Below are 26226 nucleotides of genomic sequence, written 5' to 3'. Positions count from 1 at the left end.
CTGGGGCTTTTTTTGTTGAAAGAGTTGAGTAATAGCGAGCCGTTTACGCAACAAACACGTTGTCCATTCATACTTCTGTAGCAACCACTCTGCCACTAAAATACTCATTTGATACGATATATGCGGTATTGCGAACCAATTCATCTTGGATCTCGGCCCAGTGTCTTTCGTTAAGTTCTTCTCTTGTATGGTTTACCGAAGGAATGACGCCACCAACCCGAATATTAAATGGAGTGAGCTCTTTTGCCCAACTGTGAGTAAAACCTGACACCAAAGCAGCCATGCTTTCGACTCCCGTTAAATCTTCATGGCTGTCATGGGAAATGACGTTAACAATTACCCCTTTCTTATTTCTAGCGCGAAATCGTTCGGCTCCCACCTGGCCATAGGTGTAGAGGAAACGTGCTGCAGAAGACAAGTGATCAATGTAAGTACTCATAGGTTCGGGAGCCATCAAGCCTGGCATGGGAGAGCTCGTCCAGCAATTGACTATCACGTCTGGTGTCGCACGCAGCTGCGATTCTATCTGATCAAACAGTAAGTTAATGGACGTTGTGTTATCACTGCACACATTCATCGCATAGACTTTATCTGTGAAGGCACTAATCTGCTCATAGCTCGATTTTAGAGCGCTAGAGTTTTGGTCACAAAGAATCAACGTCGCTCCAAGGTGAGCAAAGTGACTAGCACAAGTCCTTCCTATAACAGAACCTGCAGACGTGACGAGAATAATTGATTCTTTAATATCCATAACACCTTCACTGTATCCCTGTGTGAAAAAAATACACCAGTGGTTTGTGCTATTAGCATGGTTGAAATTAGAAAGGCTCAGTGTGAAAGACTTCAAACTAACGCTTTTGGATGAGGACTATTGTGCGGTAATTTGTAAGGCGTCACATTTCTGACTGTGGATACTGCAAGCTGTTGGTTGAACAATGATCTCTATACTTGCAGTTGAATTTGATACTGACGTTGAGCCGTCACTAGTTGATTGTATAGCCCTGCATCTGGGATGAGGTTTTTGTTGCGCTCGCCCAATTTACGTCGCTCATGACCGGATAGGTTGTGATAAACGTCTTCAGGAAGATTAAACGTATCTTCCGGCAAGTAGGTCAGGGCGTCTGGTTTCAAGTAGTGACTCAGTTTCGCTGAGGGTAGACCTGCACCGTGGAATTGTTTTGCTTGTTGTGCTGCTAGCTCATAGCTGCTGCTATCAGAACGAAGAGCTTGAGGCGTTGACAATTCAAGTTGTTGGCGGAGTATATCATCGCTAGTGGCTACTTCTTTGATTTCCTCTACAGGTACAACGTCGCGTACATCGTTAGAAAACATCGACAAAATCAGTGCAAAATCGGCACGACGTCCTTCGTGGACTGCATGGTTGATACCATTGCCGAACTGAAGTTCGTTAATAATTGCCGCTTTGTCTAAAGTATGAATTTGCATGATGTTCCTCGCTCGATGCCATTTTAACGGCGTGTCTGAGAAGAACTTTAGGAAAAAGAAGAGATTAAATTGGAGTTTTAAGCGAAAAATAAAAAGCTCGCTGGTTCAGCGAGCTTTTAAAATAAGACTAAATTGAACTTAGGGGGGGAAGTAAAATTACTTCGCTAGGTTCTCAGCTACGAAGTCCCAGTTTACAAGTGCCCAGAAGCCGTTCATGTAGTCAGGACGTACGTTGCGGTAATCAATGTAGTATGCGTGTTCCCACAGGTCAACAGTTAGAAGTGGTGTTGTACCTTCTTCTGTTAGAGGAGTAGCAGCGTTAGAAGTGTTAACGATCTCTAGAGAGCCGTCAGCTTTCTTAACAAGCCAAGTCCATGAAGAACCGAAGTTGTTGATTGCTGAATCAGTAAACTTCGCTTTGAATTCTTCGAAAGAACCGAATGCTGCGTTGATTGCGTCAGCAACTGCGCCAGTTGGTTCGCCGCCCGCGTTTGGAGCAAGACAGTGCCAGTAGAACGTGTGGTTCCAGATTTGCGCTGCGTTGTTGAATACGCCACCAGTAGAAGTCTTGATGATCTCTTCTAGAGTTTTGCCTTCGAACTCAGTGCCAGGGATAAGACCATTTAGCTTAACAACGTATGTGTTGTGGTGCTTACCGTGGTGGTAGTCTAGAGTCTCTGCTGAGATGTGTGGTTCTAGTGCGTCTTTCGCGTAAGGAAGAGCTGGTAGTTCAAATGCCATTACTCGATTCTCCATTGATTTGAAAGGATGACCTTTCGATTGCTTCCAGTGTTTTTTTATAGCTATGTAGCCTTTAAGGCTGACTTGCTAAGTATTTTAGCAAGTTTTTACTTTATTAAAACCCCGATATGAAAATATTTTAAGGGGTTAGCGGCTGTGAAGTGCTGAATTGTTCGCCATCAAGCAACCTGAATTTAAGCCTTATTAATTATATGGTTTTTATTCTGTCGTTATTGAGTAGAATGTGGCAAATAAACAAAGTTCAAACCCATGAATGAGGAAGCGATGGAAACTATCGACAAAATCAAACAGCAGATCTCTGAAAACTCAATCCTGCTGTACATGAAAGGATCACCGAAACTGCCAAGCTGTGGTTTCTCTTCTCAAGCGTCACAGGCTCTAATGGCATGTGGTGAGAAGTTCGCTTACGTAGACATTCTGCAAAACCCAGATATCCGTGCTGAGCTACCAAAGTACGCACAATGGCCAACATTCCCTCAACTATGGGTTGAAGGCGAGCTTATCGGCGGTTGCGACATCATTCTAGAAATGTTCCAAAAAGGTGAACTTCAGCCTCTAATCAAAGAAGCTGCAGCGCGCGCTGAAGATCAAGCTGAGTAATTCGTAAATACTCACATTTAGCGATAGAATACGAAGGAGCCGTACTGGCTCCTTTTTCTTTTTAGGTTAGTGGAATGAACATAAAGCTTTATTATATTCCACAAGCTTCCGAAACCCCTCCGACCCTTGCTATTCCTTGTTATATAAAGACTTAAACAATCACTTTAATCTGGTGGTAGTGTATAAATAACGATAAAAGCTGACCTCTGTCGCCACTTTGTCGCCAATATTTGTTGTCTTATTGTATCTCGCTATAGAATCTTTTGGCAGTACGGCTTATTAGGGAAGCTAACAAAATGGAACACTCGAAGAGTATGATAAGTTGGCAATTTATTAACGACTTCAGCAAAGAAGCTTAATATACTAATCTGTGTGCTTATAAAGGAGTCAGTATGAGTTCACCAATTTTGGAATTAATACCTGCTATTCATGCAACCATCATAGGTGTAATAGCAGCTTTTTTTTCTGCATTTGCAGTCTTTGCTTTCCAGAAAGTTCAAGAGTCCAAAGATAAAGTGGATAAGATACTTAAAGATACAGAGTTATTTGACACACCAAATAACTTTGTTGGTGGTTCAAGCTTTAACTTATTGACGCAAGATGGCCTTCTTGACTGGGATAAATGCAGAACCCGAATTCTTCGAGAGGCCAAAAGTATGTACTCTGAATTAGACAGTAAAGCTAAATACAACATAGATTTAGGCTACCGTAGTAATCCGTCAGAAGAAGAAATAAGTACTATGGCAAAAGACTTGATGTTAATGCTTCACTATGTTTTTACTACTTACCCATTCAACGGTCAATCAATTATTAGCACCGGAGATATCACTGAAAAGATAATAGAGCAGAAAAAGAGACCGTTCGATATAGAACGACTCAATGAATTACAAAGTAGAATATCTTATTTATCTTGGATATGGAGGTATGGGCACTTGTCCATCATTGAAATTATGAAAAGATACACCGCGATTCAGGAGTCAAAGGACCGCCAACAACGCGATGAAGAATACAAACAGATGGTAGATTCTTTGCCTGATGATTCACCAGAGCAGTACCTTGATAAGGTGGCAAAACGTATTAATGGACACCCTAATAATATCAATTATGTACAACTAGTGACAGATTACTTTGAAAAGGTACTCCAATACGAGCAACGTGTTATACCAGTTATTAGTGAGGCATTGTTAGAATACACACGCTATAACGAGAGGTTTAAAGTTAAGCGCTGGAGCTTGAAAATGCTTGAGCTTGTCGGTTTTACCCTTGCAATAGGTGTTTGCTTACCAATCACTACATTAGAAATTCTGGGTGGTTCAAAGGACTTAGATTGGAATGGATTTTGGATTAGTTGGTTCGAGCTATTCGTCCTGTCTTTATCTATGAGTCCTTACTTCTACAGTTGTTGGTACTTTTATAAAAAATTGAAGGGTCTTTCATTTCAGTAGAATATAATCAGAGCCAAACTGACTTTCTTCTTTAGGAAAATTTTTTGTAGAATTAGTTCGCTGCTCTAATTTAAGAAAATAGTTAAACTTGCCAATTTTTATAGGCTTACCGCTCTATATTTAGAGCCGTAAGCGGATTAAATCTCACCGCATCACTCAAATGGTTTGGTGAAAAGTGCGCATAAATCATCGTGTGGTCGATATGCTGATGTCCGAGGATTTCCTTCAGTACAAGAATGTTGCCGCCGTTGGTCATGAAGTGGCTTGCAAAGGTATGACGTAAGACGTGAGTCGCTTGACCTTCCGGTAAATGGGGAAGGGCTTTAGTTAGCCATTTGTATGCTACGCCGTAACCGCAAGTGAAAAGACGATCATTGGTTGGCTTATGGATTTGGTTATACAACTCTTCAGAAATCGGTACCGTTCTATTTCGTTTGCCTTTGGTATTGTTGTAGGTAATGCGGTATTTCGTCAAGTTAGAGCCTTTCAGATAAATTGCTTCCCTGATACGCGCACCAGTCGCCAGGCAAACCTTATATATCTTCGTTAGCTCATCGCCAATCGGGCTTTGTTGAGCAACTTCAAACAAGTGACGAATTTCCTGTTCGGTCAGGAACGCAAGTTCGGACTCAGGCTTTTTGATTGCCTCAATACCATCAACCGGATTAGGCAGTTTCCACTCTCCAAGCTTTATCAACTTATTGAACAACGCTTTGAGCAGCCCAAAATCCACATTATTCGAAGCAATGGAAAGTTCTTTGTGTTGTTGGCCACGACCTTTGTTAGAACGGCTAGAACGGTAAGTCGCGAGTTGTTTGGAATTAAGTTGTGAAGCGATAGGGTTACCTAAGTCTAAAACCATGCTTTCTAAACGCAGGCGTGTATGATCACCGGACTTGAGATTCTTACCATGCAGCTTAAACCATAGTTCGACTAAATCAGATAATCGACGGTGATCAGGTTTAGAACCCAACCACGGCTTGTCATCCACCTCTTTCATTAGATGCAACTCAAAAGAGGTAGCTTCGCCTTTGGTGGCGAAGCGCTTACGGACGCGTTTACCAGCTCGACCTTGTGGATAGCATTCACAAAGCCAAGGTTTTTTGCTGCTGTCTTTGAGATTTCGGATTGTCATAATGAGATAAATTTAACTGTTTTTATATACAGTATTTCTGTGTGGTAGTTTTTGCAATGTTTAAGTTGAGAATGAACGAACAAGAATGAGTATGCTCTATATCGCAAAGAGAAGACTACGGTTTGACCGATACACAAATTGCTGATAAATCGGGATTAGTACGGTAGTTTATGTGTTGAGGTGAGTATGCTTGTTTGTACCTACAGGGAAGATGGGTCGGATTGTACAACGGAAATGTATGAGGACGATCCGGGTAAATTTCGAGGATTAATTGACTGCAAAGTTTGTGGAGAAAAAGCTTGGTTTGTTAAGGGGTATAAGACAGCAAAAATCGACCGTATGGCATGTTTTGGTGCTCGTCATAAACCTGATTGCGATGCTTCGACGGTATTGATGAAACCTGATGGGGAAGATGAATCAGCGGGAGAAGGAGATTTATCTGCTGATATTCGTGTAGATCTAGATAAAGTCAACAATAACTCATTGTACGTGTCTCAAGACAATGGCAAGCACGGTGAAGAGGAATCAACACGAGTAACGGCAAGGCCCGCATCTGGTGTTGGGTCTGGCTCAGGTTTCCCACTAAATAAATCTTTGAGAGCGCTGTTAACAAACTTATGTCGCAACCCCAATTATGCGGATAAGGGACAGACGATTAACATTGTGACTGACGGCGGAAGAGAAATTATTAAAGGTCAACTTGCAGACTTCTTAGTTCCCATATCAGAAGCAAGTGACAAGCACACAGGAAAAGAATACATATTCTGGGGCCCAATAAACAACTTGAACGTAGATAGTAATGGAGTTCTTTGGCTGAATTATGGCGACTATAGGACTGAGCCTAGCATAAAGTTGCGACCAGAGTTAAAAGAGCAGATCCTTAGGAATTTTAAAATTAAAGAGGTCAGTGATCTTGATGGCTCAGACGTGATCGTCGTTGGTCATGTTGGCATATCTCCCAATAACAAAGCCATCATCTCTACAGGTTTTACCAAGTATCTATCCTTCCGTAAAATGAATGTGGTAGCTGAAGATGAGGCCGCAAAAGAAGAGCATAGCAATTCAGGCGCTTCTTAGATCGAAGTATCTCTCCATTCTGAATAAATGAGCCCCTCGTTAATGGGGTTTTTGTTTTTACTCAAAATGCCCAGCCAAATTTAGTATTTTACTGTAACCTTCTTTATTTGCGGGAGTTCCCATTGGGTTGAGGCGGTATGCATCACAAACGATGTAAATACCGTTGTTTTGGTTGTGAGACGGTAAAGTAGAAAGGTTGTCTATACTTAACGTATCTGCGTTCTGGTTTAGAGATAGCAACATGTATCGTAACGCATTTTCAAATTGTATTATTAACGTTGTATTGATTTTCAAAGGTTTAACATTATTATTTTTTGGTAACAGATAGTCTTTATCCTCAGCATTATTTTGATTTTCATGTCGATAAGGTAAAACGGCACTTTTTATAAACTTGTTGAAGCTTTGCGGATGCAGTCTCTTTAGAACAGAGAGTAAAACCAATGGGATGATTTTAAAGCTTTTGTTTCCGGTTGATTTTGCTACCTCTATATCTTGTATCACTTTGTCGATTTCACGAAGTGAAGTCATATTGTGCCACTCGAATATCCCCACGAGGAAATCAAGTAAGAAAGGTGCATCAAATTCAAAGTCAGACTCGACTATTGGTGATAGTCGAGAGACCAAGTATTCTGTCATGCTTGGAGCCGGTAACGTTACGGTCTTATGAAAAAATCGGCTTAGATATGAGTACGCATCGAAGCCTTCACCGTAAACTGCCTTGACAGAATGCTGGAGCTGTTCGGTATCTGTCGCGATGACAAATACGAAATGTTTAGTATTAAAGAAATGCTTAACACTCTCGATTATCTCGATGGCATAGCTTGGCCTACAGCGGTCGAGTTCGTCTATCAAAACGTACACAGGGTATTGCTTGGGATTGTCCGCTTGTTGATTAGCAATTATGACCGCATCCGCAAGATCAACAAGTACATTTTGAAAATCACTGATTCCTTTAACTTTTTGGCGTTGCTCTACGATCTCTTTTAATACGTCTTTGAGTGCATTACCGGCTTCGCCTTCATCTATCTCTATTCCAAACTCCGATTCCGCTGTTTCAAATATTGATTCGTCTTCAGGTGCGCCAGTTTTGTGCTTCAAATATCCTACTAATAATGAAGGAAGAGATTTTCGAATAAAGTAACTGCCTTTGGCGAGTAGAGATTCAATAAGTTCTTTATTTTCGCTAATCGGGCTGGTTAACTGAGCGTGAAAGCAGTCGATCAAAGCCAACATAGCATCTTTGGAAAAGTCCGAACGCCAGGCATCAAAGTAAATGGTTGGGTGACCTTTGGAAAGTTCGTTGTACCAGCATTGTAAGAAAGTTGTTTTACCAGCTCCCCATTCAGCATTAAGGTTAATCACATAACCTTCTTCAGCTTTGGTGTTCAGGAAAGCAGTAAGGTGGTTTGCAAACGGCTTTCTATCAATCAGCTCATAATTTTCGAATGTTTCTTCTTTAGGTACAACGGTGCTCATAGAGTCTCCCGATTAATTTGATTCTTATAAACCCTACGGCAAATAAGGATCGGTCAGAAAATCACAACGCATTTTTAAAAAGGCTCGTCGCTAAGTAAAGCTTGCTTTGATTACCCAAGCGAAAAACAGAGAAGTGTTTAATATCAATGGTATACAAAGGTCAAATATTTCTTTTTGGCTTAGTAATGTTCCGAGGAATGGTTTGATTCGTATACACACAAGTTTCAAGTTGTAAGTTTTACTTCTGATAAAAGTGGAACGGTATTCTTCGTGATGATCTTCATCTATAAATAGATCCAACCCCCACTTCTGTCGTATTTCTTCATGATTAAAGCAAGCTTCACTTACATCCCAGCCGGGATCGGAAGAAGCTAATATTTCCTCAAATTGATAGTCTTTATTGAACTTAAAAGTGAAGTAAAATACATTATTTTGAACTTCTTCACCTGTTTTAGGATCTTGCTCCGGTATATAGCCTAAAATACTAATCTCGTTATTCTTAGAGTTCTTTCTTTCCACTAAATAAGGAGCGCCTTGAAGGAGTATTGCCTCGGATATAAATTTCTTACCTGTTGGTCCTCGTAAACTTTCGTACAAAGCTTGAAAAAACTCTTTTCTAATAAGAATTGCATTGTGTAAAGAGTAGCGATACATCGCATAAAAACTCAAAGCCCAATATAGATAAACCAAATACTCAGGATGTTTAAAGTTTACGGTAGGAAACCAAGGTATAGCTATTTTTGCGTTAGTTAGTTCTACGCCTATTACCAAGTGTATTGCTCCAATACAAAATATCACCATCAGACCTTTTGCTGACTCGGTAAATGATGGATCTGTAACCTTATCTATTGGGTTCATGGTCACCTCTTAGTTTATGCGACGGCTTCCGCTAGCTGCTCTTTAGCGATAGCAAGGCTTTCTCGGTACTCTGCCGCTTCTGCTTTTAGAGTCCAATGAACGTCTGTAACACCATTTTGTTCTACCGCTTGTTTGATTTCCGCAACCGATGTTCTAAAGAACTCTTTGCGTGGGTTAACTTTGTTCACAGAGTCCAAATCAAATCTTCTGTGAAGTTCTTTTTCTAGAGCTGGGGCGTCTTCACTGTAAATCATAGCGTGGACATCGAATGAGAAAGGAACTGAGGCATCTCCTAGCTCTTTGACTCGATCCATTGGCTCTAATCTTCGAGTCATACCAATTTTAAAGACTTCTTCACCAAAGCTGCCGATGTTACTAATAACGTAAACATGGCCTCTGCGAGTTTGTTGAGCCATAGAAAGGGCGCGTTGGCCTTTCTCTTCTGCTTCTTTAAGTTTGTCCTCGAGTTCAGCAAGCTGTGATTCGTATTGAGCTCTTTGCTCATCATTCGCGGCGGCAAGTTCAGCTCGAGCTTTCTCAAGCGCTTTTTGAAGCATACGTTCTTCTTTCTCTGCTTCTTTACGCGCTTTTTCCATTTCTCTAATAGCTCGTTCTTCTTCTCGAATTTGCGCTTTGATTTCGGCTTGTTCTTCTCTTTCGATTTTCTTGAGTTCAAAAGTGGCTACTGCCCATTTAAGTTCATTGAGTCTTGCATCTAGGTACTCAGGATTGATGCGTGCATTTCTGAAAGGGGCGCCATTGTGATTAACGAGAGCAAAAGCGTCGATGATTTCTTGTTTAATTTTCCCGTAATTATCATGTTTAACTTTCGCTAGTGCGCTGTCTACTTTTCCGTTAAATGCATCGACAGCAAAATGAATGGCATAGGTTTTGCGGTGAATTTCTGCATAATCACAGGCGCCAGCATAACCATCCTTAACCATATCTCGAACTCTCTTCCTTGCTGCTTTGAGTTCTTCACCTGCTTCTTTATGACCAAACTCATCAGCTAAATCGTCTAACACAGAGTGGTTAGGGATAATGTAGTCATCCTTGTAGCCTTCAATGGTGTTTCGCATCGCACGAATAGCTTTATCATACGAGTCTGCTTTCGCTTTAGCTTCGTATGCATCGCCTGCAATTTCCTTCGCTTGAGCCTCAGCAAAGCTAATAACTTTCTCAGCTTCGACTCTAGCCTCACTCTTAATTACTTCGGCTTTTTCTTTCGAATCTTTCAATCGTTGAGTCGCTTCTGACCTGATAGACTTCGCTTCCTGGCGAATTTCGTCCGCGTTTGCTTCGGCTTCAGCTAGCAACTTTAAAGATTGATCTCGTTTAGATGCTGCATCTTCTTCTGCTTCATCGAGTAATTTGGCTGCATGACCTTCTATATCTATGATCGGCCCATACTTAGTTTTCAAGTCTCTTCGCTCTTCTTCGAGGCGGGCAACTTTGCCATATGCATATTCGAGTTGCCTATTTGTATCGGCAAGCTTCTCTTCGAAAGCTAACCTAGCCTTCCTACTCCGTCTCATGTTAAAGATGAGTAAAAGTAGAGGTAGAATGACAAGAGAGAGGATTATTAAGATTCCTTCATCCATAAGTTTTACTCCTAGACAACCAGTTAATAATTATTCTTTTCTTAATGTCACCGCCACGCGGCCAATTACTTTTATATCTTCTTCTGATACTTCGACCGTCGCGTTGCCAAACACGACTGCTAGTTTGTTTGGTAATCGTTGAATGTGGTTGATGGACAGACGCCCATTCATATCAATCAAATACTCGCCACTCACTGCATCGTTCTGTTTTTTATCTACCAGAAAGCGACCATCGTTCGTCTCGATTTCAATGGTGTTACTAGCTTCTAAATCCCAAGAGTTAAACATGCGTTGTGCATATGGGATTTCTCCAGTTGACAAAAGTTGACCGTTCGTGAGGCAGAAGCTTTTTATCGCTACGACGGTTAGCTGAGGGTTCTGTAACTCTGGACTAGATGAAGTCACCTCAGCTTCAGGCGCTTTTTGCTTACCCCAAAAAGAATGGTGTAGTTCGGTCTCAGGGTAGTCGTTGGGAAGAATCAGCTCTTTAACTGGGATGCCTGTACGTAAATGAGTTCTAACAACAAGCTCGTGTGAGTTTCTGTTGTGTGAGTTCCAAGTACTAAAAGTGGTTTTAGGTACACCATATATCTGCGCCAGTTCTCCAAGAGAATTTACACCATTGATTTCTTTTAGTTTGTCAGTGAATGCCTCGCCTTTGATGTAATCAAAAATAGCCAATTCTGCACTCATAATCGTTCACCATTATGTGATTGATTTCAATTTTGTACGAAAATGCGTTGACCGTACGAAAAATCGGATCAATACTAAACTTGTTTTCGGAAGTCACGCCGACCAAAGCAAGAGACAACCGATAAAGATAGATATAAACACAAGGATATCACCATGTTAACGTACAAGATACCTCCACTAAGTCCATATGTGACTTACGAAGAATACTCTCGCCTTACTGGTTTACCAATGGGCACCATCAAGCAATACGTGACTGAAGGTCGCGTGATCATCAAGCCCAAAGACAAACGCCGCGATAAGCCATTGATTAACATGGTTGCTATGCACGAAATGGCGGCACGTGAAGCCATTGCGGCGCTGGGTTAAGTCATGGGCTTTTCCTCTCTTATTCCAACCCAAATGCACTACCCAATGTGGCTAAATGCGTTTGCGTTGGTTGTCATTCTCGTACTGCCTTTCATGTAAGAGTGTGGATCATGGACGCAAACATCGCTATGTGCGGATTCCGCGAACGCAAACAGCAATCTTTTAACGCTGCATGCTGCGACTTCGCCATCAATCACAATATGGAAAAGCTGGCTCCACGCATCGGCCTAACTGGGAGAATGCTGCGTAACAAGCTAAACCCAGAACAGCCTCACAAACTAGATCCAGTGGATTTGGCATTGCTGAGTAAAGAATCCGGCGATTACACCATTGTGAACACACTCTTTGCTGACCTTGGTGTCGTGACGGTTCAGTTACCTCAAGACGGGGAAGAGAAGAACCTGCTGGAGCGCACGTTACTTAACAACCAATATTCAGGTGAGCTGTCTAGCGATGCAATACACATGTGCAGCGCAGACCGTTTACCTCGCAGTCAAAAGCGCAAAACCATTGCCAAGGTTCAAGCGGCCATCGGCAACTTGGTTTTGTTCGTCAACGATTTAGAAAACCGCACCACCGGCTTTCAGCCACTCATGCAAATGGGCTCAGACTTCCTAGCCAACGGTGCGCCACTTCCAGGCTTAGCCTAAGGAGAACCAATGAGTCAGCTAGCTATTCAACAAGAACAACAAAAGCAAGTACCCAACGCCAGCGAGAGCATTGCCGCTTGTAAAGCCTTGTTCAATGGTTCCGCTACACGCGGCAAGTTGAAAAAATTGTGGGACGCTATGCCACCACGTTTTCGCGGTATGGTTTTAGTCGCCGGTGATCTGAAAGCATCGGAGCATGTGCGAGAGTTTGAAAGCTTTAATGATTTGGAGCTTCAAAAAATCCGTAATGGCATGCAACAGATTAAAGAAATCGCGACGTTGTTCGATCGCAATCTTGGTGACGTTCGACGACTCAAGCATTACCAATTCAGTAGTACGCATTAATTCTCCATGTCTTTGCCCCTATAACAGTGGGCTTTGTTCGTCTTAGCGTAGGAGCATAAAAGATGAATCTAAATGAAGTTGCAAACAAACTCGCTATCCAAACAACCATTAATAGCCTGCTCGCTTTGGCGTTGGATAGCTCTGATGTCATCAGTATTCGTATCGAGTACTCATCAAAAATGAGTCTTCTGAACGTGATTGTGTTTGATGAAAACACGACGAACCACGCCCATAACGTTGTGTTGATTGATAAGGAACGTGCGCTAGAAGAACTACTGAACATTGAAGACGACCTGATTGAGCGCATTGCTGTTCGCCGTGATCAAATTGAAGCGGAGGATGCAGCATGAGTACCAACGTAAATGAGGCTAAGCAGCTAATTGAAATGCTGAAAGACCGCTTAGAGGAGTGTTGTGACTGCATCGAAGCTGGCTATGAAATTACGCGTTCTGCCGGATACACAACTACGGATGCGGAGCTGACGGTCGAAGGCGGGCGCTCTTTCATTGAAGAAGCGACTTGTTATTTACAAGAACTGGAGCGTGAGTCATGCAATACGCCGCAATAATGCTTTGCCCAGGTGGCGGAATCATCCGCCATGAGGATACCCAAGAAGTTGCCAATGTGATGGTTGGCGACTTCGACTCACTAGACCAAGCGATAGAACAGGCATGTTTATCCCTTAACTGTACTCATCTAACCAAAGGTGTGTTGAGTAAGGGGGAAGGAAAGGGCGGATATATGTTGGTGACGACTCAAGAATTGGAGACGGTATGAGAGAGTTAACTCAAAAACAGCAATATCAGCGCGAATACTACCAAAAAAACAAGGGCAAGATTTGCGCGAAAAAGTGTAGTCAATACAAGCCAAAAGCTAAGTGTAAGGCGAGGAGATCATCACCCCAAAACATTACAGCACCAGCCAGGGCTAGTTCTCCAGTTAAAGAAGTTAACAAGATGGCCAAGAAAACTAGACACAAAATCGAAGACATTTTGCTGGCGAGAGAGCTTGGCGTTTCTATTGATGAACTTTGATTTGGTGGATAAAAGCAATCGTGTCGAACTATCTAACCGAAACTGCCGAAATCGATTTATACGAGTTTCCATGGCAAGCCCCTTTGACTGAAGTTGAAGCGGGCTGCTTTGGTTCGCGTCGATATAACACAATTATTGAGCCTGATGATCTGAGTGTTCTGGAACGTAAGTTATTTGAAGCAAACCCAGATGATTTTGAGTGGACAAAAGGCAAAATCAAAGACCTGCCAGATTACCTAACTAAGTACTTTGTGACTCGCTACATTTCAGTTTTCGAAAAGAAAGGTCGCAGAGAAGCAAACATCTTTTTGCGTGAACGAATGGGGCCAGCTGCTGATCGCGCCGTTATGGTTTTACGCAAGTACAAAAAGCTACCAACAACTCACAAGGTTTCTTTGCTCAGTGAAGAATTAGATAACACTGACCAAAGCGACTTTACGCCTGCACACCCAGAGATGGCAAAACCTCAACTTCGCTTTGATTTCGACAATGCGGAGAAAAAACGCAAGCCAGTGAAAAGCCGTATCTTGGCCGAGTTGGAACTGGACGAACTCAAAGAAGTGGCGTTCAAGATTGGCAAAATCATGAATGCTCGTTTCCAAATCATCTCTTCTAAGTTGGCAAGCGTTACCGAAACTGATTTGGAAAAGGACGATACGTTCTGTCCTGTCGTTGAAGGCTACCATCAGTTAGCTGCTTTCACTTCTTGGTTTGGCATCAAGCCACCGTGTAAGTACAAGAAGCAAAATGAGCTTTCAGCACTACAAGACATTTCTCGCATGATTAGCGAAAAGTGGTGGCTTGGTCGTTTGGTTAAAGCTCGCAAAATTATGCGTGAGCACCTAGCCATTGCAATGGGGCAAGTATCTTCAAAAGCTTCTGCTTATGCGTCTTGGGATTGCGTTCGTGAACACCAGGAGCAACAAAAGCGCAACTGGGAATACATCAAGCAGTGTGAACTCTTTGACGAAGAAACCGAAGAGAAAGCAGACCTAGCCGAAATGGTTCTGAAAAGCGTTTCTAATCCTGCGATTCGCCGTCATGAGTTGATGGTGCGTTGTCGTGGTTGTGAAGACATTGGCAATGAACTTGGTTTGCAAGGCTTGTTCCTTACTTTGACCACGCCGTCGAAATACCACAACTCCTACAAGAAAGGCGGTTTCATTGAGCATTGGAATGGTGCGAGCCCTCGCGAGGCGCAAGCGTACTTAAACAATGCTTGGCAGCGTATCCGCGCTAAGTTAGGCCGTGAAGAGATTCGTTGGTTTGGTGTACGGGTTGCTGAGCCTCATCATGACGGCACACCACACTGGCATTTGCTGATCTGGGTAAAACCGGAAGAAGTGGCGCAAGTGCGTGACATCTTTATTTCATACGCTACCCAAGAAGACCGCGCAGAACTGCACCCGCAATACGAAAAGGAAAAGCAAAAGCCATTTCGTAAGTGCGCTTATGTTGGCCCTATGGATTACCGCCCACGTTGTGATTTTGGCTATATCGACCCAGAGAAAGGCACAGCAACGGGCTACATCGCGAAATACATTTCCAAGAACATCGACGGCTTTGCTATGGACGATGAAGTTTCTGACGAAACAGGCAAATCAGTCAAAGACATGGCGAAGAACGTCAGCGCATGGAAAAGCCGCTGGGCGATTCGCCAGTTTCAATTCTTCGGTGGTGCGCCGGTTACGACTTACCGTGAGCTTCGTCGATTCGCAAGCCAAAACAAAAAAGCCTTTATGGAATATGTTTTCATGCAAGAACGCGCTGACCTGTTGGATATGTACCACATGCTGCACCGTCATGTTGTTGGCCCGGTAAAACCTGATCGTTTGCTAACCAACAAAGAGTTGGTGGAAGTGATCGGTAAAAACTACCAGGCACGAATCCAATCTGATGAGGCTTGCATCGTAGACACGATGAAAGCCGCAGACCATGGCAACTGGCAAGGTTACATCATGGGGCAGGGTGGACCATTCGTTAAACGCGAAGATTTGCTGATCACCAACTCATATCAAGTACTTCCTTTCGCCTCACCTCACGGTGAAGACGTGCGCAAGGTGGAAGGTTTCCAAACACCAGAAGCAGTCGTGAAAACTCGTACTAAGGTCTGGACGATTCAGAAGAAATCAAAGGTTATCGAAGAAGCTGAAGCGATCACCCAAGGGAGCGCAGCGACCGCTATTGGAGCCTCTGGCTCCTCTCGGAGTTCTGTCAATAACTGTACGGAGCATCGCGAGGTACAGGTCAGCGATCAGCTAACCAAAATTTTAGACCCAGTGAATAGTAGGGCGAATAATCCGCCGAATATTGATGAAACGGCACTGGCCGCGTTACTAAAAGGTAGCAGTTTACGCATTGATGATGAGACTAGTATCCAAATCCGCGTAGCGGAGGTCGATGAGTACGGCAACGTTCGTCCAGCTCAGTTGGTTGAAGTTACCCGCACACCTGCAGAAAACAATAGTTGGATGAATTTTGAAGGTTGGGACCAGGCATTAGCCCAACCCGAAGAGAAAACTAAAGAGTACCAACAGCCCGACCTTTCGTTCTTCCCAGAGATGGAAGATGACTGGCCGTTGTTTTAGATTTGCAAATTTAATGGTGTATTAAATTTGCAAATCTAGAAGATGTTAAACGTCGGTATTTCTATTTTTTCGAGGGCTATTATGACGATGAGCGCGTATATCTTCTAAAGTGCGGAACGCAAGTTGACGTTCAGAGTCGGAAAGTATTATTCGTTTTTGATCACGCTTCTTCATGCACAGTTACCCTTTGATTAAACAAGTCTATAAACATTATAGGGTTTTCGCGTTTGTTGTTCTCGTCTGTATCTAGGAAAGTAAAGCCTTCTCGTTCATAAAAGTCTACAGCGGTGGGTTTAGCATCGGTTATAACAAAGCGGCAACCAACGGTGGGGTATATGTCTTCAATTGCGATATCTAAAGCAAGCTGTATTAGTGTTTTTCCAAGTTTATTACCTTGGTATCTTGAATCGACAGCTAAGCGGGCAATCTTCACCGCTGGTAAGTAGTCGTAGCGGTTTGCATAAGGACAATCTTCAACCACATAGCCATTTGTTACATCTAACTCGCTGCATGTAAGAGTTAGATACGCAATTACTTTGCCTTGGTCTTTGTCTTTGGGTTGTGTATTATCGAGTTCGATACAGACATAAGTTTGTGCAATCATTGCTTGTTGAAAATCACATGCTTGATTACGTAAAAATGCTTTTAAAGGTTGTAAGTCTTGGCGACCAGTTTTGAAAGGGTTTACTTTGTCAGTAGGGGATATAGGACGAATGATATAATCAACACCGAATTCCATGTTGTTATTGGACTCCGGTGTTAATTTGTTTTAGCTTGCCATGCTCTCATTGCCGCACGTAGTTTGCGACCTTCAGCAATATTTTTCTGTGCTTTTGGATTTGGCTTATCTTCGTTCATGTGTACGATGAAGCGAGCTGCATCTTTACCGCTTAGCTCTGTGCGACCAAAGGCACTGCTTTTAATAGCCATATTGTACCTCTCATTACAGCAACTGCTGTGTTGATATGCAGTAAAGTAAAATTACTTTACACGTGTCAAGTGTCTAATATTTTACCTCTCCCGTCAAATAATACGCGATGTCATTACACCAAATATCGTTAGCTATCAGACTTGGTAAGCCTTATTCAGTCTGACCAAATGTGGGGGTTAGTACTATCAACACAAGATTTTATTTTGAAGAAAAAGTTTGAAATGAGTGAATCATGTCTAAAAACCACTGTAGAAACCTGTATGGATATACAGTATATTTCATTGGTGATTAGTAAGGGTGTTGATATGTCGGATAAAAATCAAAACGATATCATGTTGTCTGCTTTAGAGATCGTCATTGATGGTGTAGCAAATAGTGAGGCGACAGAGCGAACTCGAGCGGCAGGTGCATACATAGCAGGCTTAATACTGGCGGATGCGAAAGGGCAGTTGGACTCTGAAAAACAAAAAGCCATCTTGAGTATTATCGAGATGGCTTGCGAAACGGAGAGTACTGCTTTTATATCGAAGTAATTTACAACATAGATAGTTGGTGTTTGAGTTGTTGCCGTGCCTCTGGCGGCAACGCCTTACACAAGTTGAATGCCAGTTGGCTTGTCGTTTTTGCAGATGGGCTCAACGTATGGCTGTAAGACAAATTCATCACAAATGTATGTCCACATTCTGGGTCACTGCAGCTGCAATACAAATCTGAATGACTGTTGGTTAAGCGGTTGGATTTTTGGATACGGCTTTTGCTTCCACACTCCGGGCACAACACTCTCATATAAAACACCTAGCTTATTGACTGACTTAATAATCATACGTCAAAAGGCTGTGTTTTTATACAGTTTTGGAGGGGTGGTTAGGCAGTATCTCCATGTATTAAATTGAAATTAAGGCGCAAGTGTTTAGGCACCTCTGGGTCTGAGTTCACCTCATCCATAATCAGCTCACACACCGGGATGATCTCATCCTTGGCATATTCACTGCCTACTTTCACAGGGTCGGGTGAAATTGAACCGCTTGAGGGAATAATGCCCCCTTTACCTGCTGGGAAGCGGTGGCCGACAAGAATGTCCTGCGCCGTAATATTTTTAATGCGCTCAAACTCATCTTTGGTGGCGATATCACCAACCGGAATCAGCTGAATCCCTTTCTCTTTGCCGTTCGGAATATTCACAAACATACTGCGGAAGTTACCCACGCCTTTAGAGCTGGCGATCTTCTGCTTCAACATCTCTTCATCTTCTTCACTAAGGTTTGGGTCGGTGGCGTAGAAGATAAAGCCCATGTGTGCGCCGTTCTTATAGTAGCGACGGCGGAACAAAGTCGCGTCTTTATTCAGCAAGCTGCTCTGAATGCTGCCCAAGTAATCCGCCAAACCGTAGATTTGTTGCTGCGGGTCATACTGAGGCAAGAAAATAACATCTTCCTTTTTATATTCGCGTTGCTGGTTGTCGCGTTCCAGAATGACGAAATTGCCGTTTTTGCGTCTGCGAAGGTACATGCCAGGTAATGGATGCAAGCGAACAACACGTTTGAAACCATCGCGGATTTTAAGAAAGGCAGCATCGCCAAAGGTGAAGTAATCACGGCAAAAAGCTTGAATATGTCGGCGGCGGGTCGCGCCTCCATTTAGGAAGCGTCCGGCTACGTAGTTTGCCCGAGCAATCAACAATGATCCATGATAGGCGTTGGCACGAGCAATATCTGCTAAGCCGCTGCGTGAAATCGGTGGTTCCCAATAGTTATCGGCATCGTTGTAGAACAAATCTGAATAGGTGGTCATCCAACTGTTTGAGTCGATGGACTCTGGTGAGGAGTCGATGTGATAGACCGACTCTGGCGCGTGTTCTTCTTGTTTGACTAAAGTGTTCATTTGCTCGGTCATGCTGCAGTGGCCCAGGTTGATTTAGTTGGTGTTGAGTGATCTAACGGTTCGTTAATGATGGCGTGAGAGATTGCCCAGAATGCATCGGCGTGTCCGGTCGTTTCGCTGCGTTCTGCTTTAAAGGTCATGGCGTTACCGCTGGCCGTTGGGACGCGCTTAATCGCCATAAACGCCATGGCAATGTCTTTGTGCTGCGCATCGAACTGCAGGCGTTTGGCTTCTACGACGTCAATCATCTTCATTACCAAGCGGTTCTTATTTTCGTTGCTGTAGTGGATGGCGTGAGCTTCACGTGGGTATTTCTTAGAAATTAAGTCCCAAACACCGCCGCCAATACCAGTGGTGTCGACTCCGATGTAAGTCACTTTGTAGCGCTGAAAGACTTTCTCTATTTCTGAAACGTGATATTGGAAGTTAAGCCCTTTCCAATAGTGTTTTTCTAATACACGGAAACGTTCACCCGCGACTACAGGCGGTGCGACAACCACCAAACAGGCATTGTCACGGGTTCGGCTTGGGTCGTAACCTAACCAAACTTCCCGATTGGCAAAAGGACGTTTGTTATTTGGCTTGAAGTCCTGCCAGTGGGCGGCATCCACCATGCCTTTTTCGAGGTCAGAGAATTTGAAGACAGACAGCGAACCGTCGACAAACACACACATAAACAGGTTTTTGAAGTCATCATCACTGTATTCTTCGCGCAGTTCTTCAATGTCAAACAGGTCACAACCACCGTTTGCCGCATCTTCAATGGTGACAGCATAACGCCACTGTTTGTCGGGGCAGAGTCGCCCGCCGTCTCGGAATTCATCAAAGGTCGGGAATTCGACGTGGGCGCGTGAGTCTTTACCTTTCCGCCACTGGTCACCAGTCCAGAACGGATAAGCCTGGTGCATCTTAGACGATGGCGTAGAAAAGTAGGTTTTGCGCCACTTCTTATGCGTTGCCATTGCCGAAGCAAGTTTGTTCAGCTCATCGAACTTAGGTATCCAGAAATATTCATCGACATAAACGTGGCCGTGATAACTCTGTGCTGTTTTGCTGTTGGTGGACAAAAAGCGCAGTTCGGCACCGTTGGAGAGAATAATAGGGTTGCCGGTTAACTCAATGTCTAAGAACTCTTTACCAATCGCAATGATGTAGCTGCGGAAAACTTCAGCCTGTGCGCGTGATGCAGAAAGAAAAATTTGGTTGTCACCAGTCAGAATCGCATCTTCTAAGGCTTCACCACTGAAATAGTAGGTAGCGCCTATCTGGCGAGACTTCAGAATATTACGAATACGCTGTTTGATGTTGTTACGCATCGTGTGCTGGTATTTGAACAGAGATTCGTGCCAGCCTTTAAAGTCATCTTCTGTCAGGTGCTCAATGCTGTTTTTCTTACGGTTTTTTTTACGGTTGCCATTACTGCTGCTTTGTTTTGATGAGTCACCATCACTCTTTGGTGAACTGCCTTGCGAAAGGTGCCGCTCTACTTTGGCTTTTGCATCAGCGTGAGCTTTTAACAGCTTAACGTGGTGATCGATAAGCTTGTCCATTTCCTTGAGCTGCTGATCGGTTTTCTCATCCTTATCTATCAACACCGCCAAACGACGATTAATCATTTCCTCAACAGAAAGTTCATTAAGCAACAAAGCCCAGCCGAATTTCTCCGCCCAGGTATAAATGATGCGCTCACTATTAAGGTTCAGTTGCGCTGCAATTTCTTTCGGAGGAACACCGCGTAAATAAAGCTTTTTCGCGGCTTCTCTTATTTCATCTGAATATGCCATAGCTGCATCATACGCGCCGAAAACTTGCAGATGACCTAGATAAATTCCTGAAAATTCTAGTTTTGGCAAAATCCGAATTGGTAGGAATTGAAGTGGCTGAAAGCCGTTATTCAAAGGCGTATTGTTTGCTCACACCGATATGTGAATGACAAGTTTGAGTACCAAAATGCCAAAGATTAGTGACTGGAAAATCATTGCTACTGAGGGGCCAACCGTAGACGGGCGCAAAATTACCCGTGATTGGATTGAGCAAATGGCGGCAAGCTATGACCCAAAAGAGTACACCGCACTAATCTGGCCAGAACACCGTCGATTTTATGGTTACGGTGAAAACTGGGGCAATGTTGTTGAGCTTAAAGCGGAAGAGGAAGGCGGCAAATTACGTCTGTTCGCGAAGCTGGAGCCAAACGAATACTTGCTGGAAGCTAACCGCAAAAAGCAAAAGCTGTTTACATCCATCGAACCAAATCCCGATTACAAGGGCGAAGGGCGTTGCTATTTAATGGGCCTAGCTGCGACTGACTCCCCAGCCTCCACAGGTACCTCGCTCCTTCAATTCTCTCGCAAATCAGGTGAAACCACCGAATTAGAGTGCAGCGCATTGGAAGAAGTCGATTTTTCTGAGTGTTTCACGCGCAAAGACCGCTTTTTCGCGGCATTCAATGAATTTTTCTCTTCTGGCGATGAAGGGCCAGAAACTCCATCAAAAGTAGAGGACACCGACGTGACCGAAGAGCAACTTAAAGCAGCACTGCAAGAGCAGTTTTCTGCATTCAAAGGCGAGTTCAAGCAAGAACTGAAAGAAGAGTTCAACTTGCAAGACGAAACAGAAACGCCAGAGCCAGAAGAGAAGGGAACAAGCGTTGCTCTGTTCTCTGCCACTCTGGACGAAAAACTAAAACCGTTAATCGAGAAAGTGAACGGTCTCGAAAACCAATTCGCTGAACTTTCAAAAGAAGTTCCGGGTCAAGAACCAGATGGTTCTGGTGCTGACGATAAATTCTCAGCTAAGGAGATGTTTTAATGCTGAACGCAATTTCAACTCAATACCTGCAAGAGTTCTCTTCAACAATGTTGACAAGTGCAGGCGCGTCAGCAGGTCAAACCATGTTTAACCTTACGCCGCCAATGGAAACTAAGCTGCGTCAGGCAATTATGCAGTCAGATGCCTTCTTGGGCATGATCGCGATGCTGCCTGTACAGCAAATCAAAGGTCAGGTTGTTGATGTTGGTAACGATGGTCTATCAACAGGCCGCGGCAACAATGAGCGCTTTAGCGTAGAAGTAGGCCAAAGTGGTAACACCTACGAGTTGGTTAAAACTGATTCTGGTGCGCACATTCTTTGGGAAACCATGACGCAATGGGCGAACTCAGGCTCTAAAAATGAGTGGTTGAAGATGATGCAAAATGCCATCTCGCGCCGTTTTGCTCTCGATATTCTACGTGTTGGTTTCAACGGTACATCGGCTGCAACGGTAACAGACCCAGTCGCAAATCCACTTGGTCAGGATGTCAACAAAGGTTGGCTGACTATCGCGAAAGAGAAGAAAGCGAGCCAAGTCCTTGCTTCTGCCCAACTCGACTCATCAGGTGCAACCGCGGATTCTTACAAAAACCTAGATTCGTTGGTTCAAGACCTGATCAATACCACGATTGCGCCAGAGCATCGTCAAGACCCTGATCTTGTGGTTCTCGTCGGTTCAAATCTGGTCGCAGCAGAGCAGCACCGTTTACTGGAAGCGGCAAACACGCCTACCGAGCACAAAGCTGCTCAACAACTGGCAAAAACCATTGCAGGTAAGAAAGCCTATCAAGCGCCGTTCTTCCCAGCCGATCAGGTTTGGGTAACCAATACCAAAAACCTGCAAGTACTCACGCAGGAAGGCACGCAGTGGCGTAAGCAAAAGAACGATGAAGACACGCTTCGCTTCAAGCAAAACCACATCCGTATGGAAGGTTATGCAATCGGCAACCTGAACAAGTTCGCTGCTATCGAGTCTGTCACCGTTGTTGAGCCTGTAGCTTAAGGAGTAATGCATGGTTAGCCCATTAGCAAAACAGCGCCGAAAGCTCATTGAACAGCAAGCTAACCAGTTTGTACCGGAAGTCATTTCCGATGCAGGTACCGACAGCCTGCACATCAAGCTGATTGAGTTTGAAGAAGACCGCAAGTATTTGCGCTCATTTAACGCCATCGCTGATCGAATTAAGCACAAGCGTGAAGTGCTGGTACCGAAATACAAGCCGTATGTTCAGGCTTATTTAGAAAGTGGCGAAGCGTTCGAAAACCCAATTTTTACCAACATGGTGGTTTGGCTATTCGACATTAAAGAGCTGGATGCCGCGATTGAGTGGTGCATGAAAGCCATTGAGCTAGATTTGCCTACGCCAGAAAACTTCCGCCGTGACTGGCCGACGTTCTGTGCTGACGAAGTGTTGGCATGGGCGGAGAAAGAATCTGAACGTGGTCATTCCATTGAGCCTTACTTCTCCCTGGTGTTCGATAAGGTCGAGAAAGAGTGGCGCTTGCACGAGAAGGTTCACGCTAAGTGGTACAAGTTCGCGGGTTTATACCTGATCCGAAATGAAGAAGGCCAGCCGCAAGCCACAGCGGTTGGCAACGTAGAAACATTAGAAAAAGCATTGGCTCTGCTTCAACACGCGCACGATAAGAACAGCAAAGTGGGGGTGGGTACCCAAATCAAGAAGATTGAAGCCCGTATTCGCGCCATTAACGAAGGCAAGAATCTGTAAAGACTCCTACGCCACCGCGCCTCGGCTGGTGAGGTAAGAGAAGCTAACCGGCTAACTCGATACCGTCGACCCAGTGGCTAGAGGCGCCCTAATTTAACTAATCAAGGGACCGTTATGAGCTTTGGCGGAAATGTTAACAGCGCAGTCGATATCGCTATACCAGGTGAAGGATGGCCGGACTTATCCACGGCTGAATTTCGCAGTTTACGCCGTGTTCCCCATACGTTTGATAACGACTCTTTGAACTACGCGGTGACCATTGCCGCGCTGAATATTCAAGAACGATTAGAAAGCCTGATTGTCGGTGGCGAAAAACCAGTGCTGAGCAATCCGAAAATCATGCTCTACAAACGTGCGGTTTATGGTCGGGCTCACGCCGAGCTGCTGAAAGAGTTTGCGACCCAAGACCGCCGAAAAGAAGGTGAAAGCGTGGCAACGGATGAACCGGAACAAGAGGCACGTTTTCTCGCCCAGAGTAACAAAGATGTGCGCGCACTCCTTGGTCGCAGTGCGAATGGGATTGACTCGATATGAGCGAAACCACTTACAACAAAACCAAGCTTGAGCACCTGACGGATTACATCGTCAGTCACCTGAACTCCAATGTGCTCGATAACAAAATCGATGCCTGGCAGGAAAACGGCTCCATTGTGCCAAACGGTGAAGACAGGGGGAACGGCGGTTATATCGCGTGTTACTGGAAGTACAACGCAGTGGTCAGTATTGAAGAGTTTCCACACCGACTTTTGGACCCTCGCTGCTTACTTGCTTTGGTTGCCTGTTGGCTGAGCGATTACGACACCACGCGTAATGAAGATGAGTTAGGTGACCCAGACCTTTCGGTTGATGTGATCAGCAGTGAAGTAGCCGATGTTGCCATTGAACTGGAAATGATGGAGCCGATTGAGCTGATCCCTGACCCTGCGGGAATGATCACTTGGCGAGGGGAAACCTACCGAGTACAGGCCGTTGAAATCTACACCGCAGAAGAAGCGGAGTTGGTGAATGAAGCCACAAATTAAGGTCAATGAGCGCGATGTGCTCAACATGCAGGAAAAGCTGGCCATGCTGGCTCTGCCACCTAAAAAGCGAGTCTGGATACTGAAAACCCTTGGCCGTTGGGAAACGACCAATACCAGAAAGCGCATTCGCTCCCAAAAAGACGTTAACGGACGCGCTCTGCAACCAAAGAAAGGAAAGAAGAAAGGCAAGGTTTTAAAGCGGATGGCAAAGGGCTTAACGCCTTATGTGAGAAACGCTAACCAGCTTGATTTGACTTGGAGTAACAAGTTAACCGCAAAAATCGCAGCAAGGCACCACCTTGGTCAAAAGCAAAAAATGACCAAGCGCCAAATGCAAAAGCGATGGGGTAAACCAGATTACTCAGCACCTTGTACCAAAGGGCAAGCGAGAAAGCTAAGAGAACTGGGTTACACGGTACCGAGAAAAAGCGGTAAAGGACGAAAGAAACCCAGTTTACGTGAGTTGATGGCAACCATCACCCACGGACAAGCAGGACAGCTTATTCGAGAACTCTCTAATCAGCCAAATATCACCAGTTGGGATATTCCATTAGCAGAGCGTCAGATTCTCGGTAGTAAAGAACGTGAAGTGAACCGCCAGCTCATCAAGATATTTGAGCAGGCAAAACAGAGGAAATAACCAATGGCAACCGGAAAGGTAGAGGTTAACAATCTCAATTTGGCACAAGGCGGTATCCCTGAGATAGAACGTCACGTGCTTTTCATCGGGCGTACTGACAAGGCAGAACTGCAAGGCAAAGTGACCCGCATTAATAACATGACCAACCTTGACGAAGTTGTTGCCGATGATGCGCTTGGTCTGAACGTGAAAGCCGCCCAACTTAACGGCAAACAAAACTGGACGGGTGCGATTGTCGGCTTAGGTGCAGACGATACGTGGCAAGACGCTGTTGATCTGGCGAACCGGACTGACTCATTCGAAGGCATTGCCATTTGTGACCCAGTCACGGTCAAAACTCAGTTTGATGACATGCAGTCGAAAGCAACCGAGCTGACCAGCAAACTTGGTCGTTGGGTGTTCTTCCTCGCCGCTTGTGCGGGCATTGATTCAACCTCTGATACAGGCCAAACGTGGGCAGAGTACGAAACCGCCATGCTTGACCTGGTGAAAGATGTTTCTGCAAACCTCGTGACGCCCGTTCCTCAGCTTAACGGCAATAACGTGGGTGTACTGGCTGGTCGTTTATGTGATCGAAACGTCACGGTAGCAGACAGCCCAATGCGTGTCGCAACAGGCTCAGTATTGAGCTTGGGTGACATGCCAACGGACAGCGCAGGCAAAGCATTAGAGATGAGCACCATCGCAACGCTAGCCGACGCACGTTACTCACTGCCGCAATGGTACGCCGATTTAGAAGGGGTGTACTGGTCGGACGCAACCACATTGGAAGCCAAAGGCGGTGATTATCAGTACCTCGAATACGTTCGCCCGGTGCACAAGCTTAACCGCCGTGTGCGTATCAAAGCGATTCGACGTATTGCCGACCGCATTCTTAACTCAACGCCTGCAAGCATTGAGCTGAACCGCACTTACTTTCGCAAAGATATGCGTGATATGTCGAAAACGACAGAAGTTGGCGGCATTACCTTCCCTGGTGAAATCATGCCGCCAGAAGATGGTGACGTCACCATTCAGTGGGTAACCAAAACCAAAGTGTCGATAGGTTTGATGGTTCGTCCTCATAACTGCCCGAAACACATCGTGGTCAACATCGCGCTTGATCTTACTAACCCTGCAGATTTGGAGGCGTAATCC

The 26226-nt window shown here is 44.4% G+C and carries 32 protein-coding genes; 19 read left to right on the top strand and 13 right to left on the bottom strand.

What is annotated here, in order from left to right; genetic code table 11:
• Positions 1-67 precede the first annotated feature (67 nt).
• From B7360_RS04895 to sodB, 3 genes are all read right to left on the bottom strand, one after another.
• Positions 68-751 carry an SDR family oxidoreductase gene (locus B7360_RS04895; RefSeq protein ID WP_012841565.1) on the bottom strand — a complete coding sequence of 228 codons (684 nt, stop codon included), beginning with the start codon at positions 749-751 and terminating at the stop codon, positions 68-70.
• Between the two features lie 191 nt (positions 752-942).
• Positions 943-1446, bottom strand: a complete 504-nt coding sequence (locus B7360_RS04890; RefSeq protein ID WP_005396531.1) for a VC2046/SO_2500 family protein — start codon at positions 1444-1446, stop codon at positions 943-945.
• 156 nt (positions 1447-1602) lie between these two features.
• Positions 1603-2187 carry a superoxide dismutase [Fe] gene (gene sodB, locus B7360_RS04885; protein ID WP_005396533.1) on the bottom strand — a complete coding sequence of 195 codons (585 nt, stop codon included), beginning with the start codon at positions 2185-2187 and terminating at the stop codon, positions 1603-1605.
• A 285-nt stretch (positions 2188-2472) separates the two neighbouring features.
• On the opposite strand from sodB, the gene B7360_RS04880 reads away from it, so the two are divergent.
• A complete protein-coding gene (locus B7360_RS04880) occupies positions 2473-2808 on the top strand; it encodes a Grx4 family monothiol glutaredoxin (protein ID WP_017635833.1) in 336 nt (111 codons plus the stop codon).
• Between the two features lie 392 nt (positions 2809-3200).
• The gene (locus B7360_RS04875) at positions 3201-4253 is read left to right on the top strand and encodes a hypothetical protein (protein ID WP_085342847.1); all 1053 of its coding nucleotides are present in this window, start codon (positions 3201-3203) and stop codon (positions 4251-4253) included.
• Positions 4254-4359: 106 nt separating this feature from the next.
• Here the strand turns inward: B7360_RS04875 and B7360_RS04870 are convergent, their stop codons facing one another.
• Entirely contained in the window at positions 4360-5388 is a 1029-nt protein-coding gene (locus B7360_RS04870; RefSeq protein WP_085342846.1) for a tyrosine-type recombinase/integrase, read from the bottom strand.
• A 234-nt stretch (positions 5389-5622) separates the two neighbouring features.
• On the opposite strand from B7360_RS04870, the gene B7360_RS04865 reads away from it, so the two are divergent.
• Positions 5623-6465 (top strand): hypothetical protein, encoded by an 843-nt coding sequence (locus B7360_RS04865; RefSeq protein ID WP_228010053.1) that lies wholly within the window; start codon positions 5623-5625, stop codon positions 6463-6465.
• Positions 6466-6522: 57 nt separating this feature from the next.
• Here B7360_RS04865 and B7360_RS04860 read toward each other — a convergent pair whose 3' ends face one another.
• The 4 genes from B7360_RS04860 to B7360_RS04845 form a co-directional block, all read right to left on the bottom strand.
• Positions 6523-7941 (bottom strand): P-loop NTPase fold protein, encoded by a 1419-nt coding sequence (locus tag B7360_RS04860; protein WP_085342844.1) that lies wholly within the window; start codon positions 7939-7941, stop codon positions 6523-6525.
• Positions 7942-8031: 90 nt separating this feature from the next.
• Positions 8032-8799: a hypothetical protein gene (locus B7360_RS04855; protein ID WP_085342843.1), complete on the bottom strand. Its 768-nt coding sequence runs from the start codon at positions 8797-8799 to the stop codon at positions 8032-8034.
• Positions 8800-8813: 14 nt separating this feature from the next.
• Positions 8814-10220: a DUF4041 domain-containing protein gene (locus B7360_RS04850; RefSeq protein ID WP_254048116.1), complete on the bottom strand. Its 1407-nt coding sequence runs from the start codon at positions 10218-10220 to the stop codon at positions 8814-8816.
• Positions 10221-10430: 210 nt separating this feature from the next.
• On the bottom strand, positions 10431-11093 hold the full coding sequence (locus B7360_RS04845; protein ID WP_085342841.1) for a helix-turn-helix domain-containing protein: 663 nt from the start codon (positions 11091-11093) through the stop codon (positions 10431-10433).
• A gap of 153 nt (positions 11094-11246) precedes the next feature.
• Here B7360_RS04845 and B7360_RS04840 point away from each other — a divergent pair, with 153 nt between their 5' ends.
• The 8 genes from B7360_RS04840 (at position 11247) to B7360_RS04805 (ending at position 16076) form a co-directional block, all read left to right on the top strand.
• Entirely contained in the window at positions 11247-11459 is a 213-nt protein-coding gene (locus B7360_RS04840; protein WP_017821157.1) for a hypothetical protein, read from the top strand.
• A gap of 110 nt (positions 11460-11569) precedes the next feature.
• Positions 11570-12109, top strand: coding sequence for a phage regulatory CII family protein (locus B7360_RS04835; protein ID WP_085342840.1), 540 nt, complete (start codon positions 11570-11572; stop codon positions 12107-12109).
• 9 nt (positions 12110-12118) lie between these two features.
• The gene (locus tag B7360_RS04830) at positions 12119-12454 is read left to right on the top strand and encodes a hypothetical protein (protein ID WP_085342839.1); all 336 of its coding nucleotides are present in this window, start codon (positions 12119-12121) and stop codon (positions 12452-12454) included.
• Positions 12455-12516: 62 nt separating this feature from the next.
• Positions 12517-12804, top strand: coding sequence for a hypothetical protein (locus tag B7360_RS04825; RefSeq protein ID WP_085342838.1), 288 nt, complete (start codon positions 12517-12519; stop codon positions 12802-12804).
• A complete protein-coding gene (locus B7360_RS04820; protein WP_216819530.1) occupies positions 12801-13022 on the top strand; it encodes a hypothetical protein in 222 nt (73 codons plus the stop codon). The genes B7360_RS04825 and B7360_RS04820 overlap by 4 nt, the downstream gene beginning before the upstream one ends.
• On the top strand, positions 13004-13231 hold the full coding sequence (locus B7360_RS04815) for a hypothetical protein (protein ID WP_085342837.1): 228 nt from the start codon (positions 13004-13006) through the stop codon (positions 13229-13231). The genes B7360_RS04820 and B7360_RS04815 overlap by 19 nt, the downstream gene beginning before the upstream one ends.
• Complete coding sequence (locus tag B7360_RS04810; RefSeq protein ID WP_085342836.1) at positions 13228-13488, top strand: hypothetical protein; 261 nt, start codon at positions 13228-13230, stop codon at positions 13486-13488. Before B7360_RS04815 ends, B7360_RS04810 begins: the two co-directional genes overlap by 4 nt.
• Before the next feature lie 20 nt (positions 13489-13508).
• Positions 13509-16076 (top strand): replication endonuclease, encoded by a 2568-nt coding sequence (locus tag B7360_RS04805; RefSeq protein WP_173669997.1) that lies wholly within the window; start codon positions 13509-13511, stop codon positions 16074-16076.
• A gap of 160 nt (positions 16077-16236) precedes the next feature.
• Here B7360_RS04805 and B7360_RS04800 read toward each other — a convergent pair whose 3' ends face one another.
• Positions 16237-16815: a GNAT family N-acetyltransferase gene (locus tag B7360_RS04800; protein ID WP_085342835.1), complete on the bottom strand. Its 579-nt coding sequence runs from the start codon at positions 16813-16815 to the stop codon at positions 16237-16239.
• Positions 16816-16835: 20 nt separating this feature from the next.
• Complete coding sequence (locus B7360_RS24980; RefSeq protein ID WP_164673214.1) at positions 16836-17006, bottom strand: hypothetical protein; 171 nt, start codon at positions 17004-17006, stop codon at positions 16836-16838.
• Between the two features lie 306 nt (positions 17007-17312).
• Between B7360_RS24980 and B7360_RS04795 the strand changes: the two genes are divergently transcribed.
• Positions 17313-17540: a hypothetical protein gene (locus tag B7360_RS04795; protein WP_371343601.1), complete on the top strand. Its 228-nt coding sequence runs from the start codon at positions 17313-17315 to the stop codon at positions 17538-17540.
• Position 17541: 1 nt separating this feature from the next.
• Here the strand turns inward: B7360_RS04795 and B7360_RS04790 are convergent, their stop codons facing one another.
• From B7360_RS04790 to B7360_RS04780, 3 genes are all read right to left on the bottom strand, one after another.
• Positions 17542-17793, bottom strand: coding sequence for an ogr/Delta-like zinc finger family protein (locus B7360_RS04790; RefSeq protein ID WP_079765352.1), 252 nt, complete (start codon positions 17791-17793; stop codon positions 17542-17544).
• A 78-nt stretch (positions 17794-17871) separates the two neighbouring features.
• Complete coding sequence (locus B7360_RS04785) at positions 17872-18900, bottom strand: phage portal protein (RefSeq protein ID WP_085342834.1); 1029 nt, start codon at positions 18898-18900, stop codon at positions 17872-17874.
• Positions 18897-20672: a terminase large subunit domain-containing protein gene (locus tag B7360_RS04780; protein ID WP_085342833.1), complete on the bottom strand. Its 1776-nt coding sequence runs from the start codon at positions 20670-20672 to the stop codon at positions 18897-18899. The genes B7360_RS04785 and B7360_RS04780 overlap by 4 nt, the downstream gene beginning before the upstream one ends.
• A gap of 166 nt (positions 20673-20838) precedes the next feature.
• On the opposite strand from B7360_RS04780, the gene B7360_RS04775 reads away from it, so the two are divergent.
• The 7 genes from B7360_RS04775 to B7360_RS04745 all read left to right on the top strand — a co-directional run bounded on the left by B7360_RS04775 (position 20839) and on the right by B7360_RS04745 (position 26223).
• Positions 20839-21696 carry a GPO family capsid scaffolding protein gene (locus B7360_RS04775; RefSeq protein WP_085342916.1) on the top strand — a complete coding sequence of 286 codons (858 nt, stop codon included), beginning with the start codon at positions 20839-20841 and terminating at the stop codon, positions 21694-21696.
• Positions 21696-22700, top strand: coding sequence for a phage major capsid protein, P2 family (locus tag B7360_RS04770; protein WP_085342832.1), 1005 nt, complete (start codon positions 21696-21698; stop codon positions 22698-22700). The genes B7360_RS04775 and B7360_RS04770 overlap by 1 nt, the downstream gene beginning before the upstream one ends.
• A gap of 10 nt (positions 22701-22710) precedes the next feature.
• Positions 22711-23427, top strand: a complete 717-nt coding sequence (gene gpM, locus B7360_RS04765) for a phage terminase small subunit (protein WP_085342831.1) — start codon at positions 22711-22713, stop codon at positions 23425-23427.
• 114 nt (positions 23428-23541) lie between these two features.
• Positions 23542-23961, top strand: coding sequence for a head completion/stabilization protein (locus tag B7360_RS04760; protein WP_025517552.1), 420 nt, complete (start codon positions 23542-23544; stop codon positions 23959-23961).
• Positions 23958-24449, top strand: coding sequence for a phage tail protein (locus tag B7360_RS04755; RefSeq protein WP_025589358.1), 492 nt, complete (start codon positions 23958-23960; stop codon positions 24447-24449). The genes B7360_RS04760 and B7360_RS04755 overlap by 4 nt, the downstream gene beginning before the upstream one ends.
• Positions 24433-25089 carry a virion morphogenesis protein gene (locus tag B7360_RS04750; RefSeq protein WP_085342830.1) on the top strand — a complete coding sequence of 219 codons (657 nt, stop codon included), beginning with the start codon at positions 24433-24435 and terminating at the stop codon, positions 25087-25089. Before B7360_RS04755 ends, B7360_RS04750 begins: the two co-directional genes overlap by 17 nt.
• A gap of 3 nt (positions 25090-25092) precedes the next feature.
• The gene (locus B7360_RS04745) at positions 25093-26223 is read left to right on the top strand and encodes a DUF2586 domain-containing protein (protein ID WP_085342829.1); all 1131 of its coding nucleotides are present in this window, start codon (positions 25093-25095) and stop codon (positions 26221-26223) included.
• Positions 26224-26226 lie beyond the last annotated feature (3 nt).

The organism is Vibrio sp. ArtGut-C1, from assembly GCF_002105475.1.
Classification (GTDB): Bacteria; Pseudomonadota; Gammaproteobacteria; order Enterobacterales; family Vibrionaceae; genus Vibrio; species Vibrio diabolicus.
The sequence above is the reverse complement of the archived record's forward strand: the minus strand, read 5'-3'. Positions and strand labels throughout refer to the sequence as shown.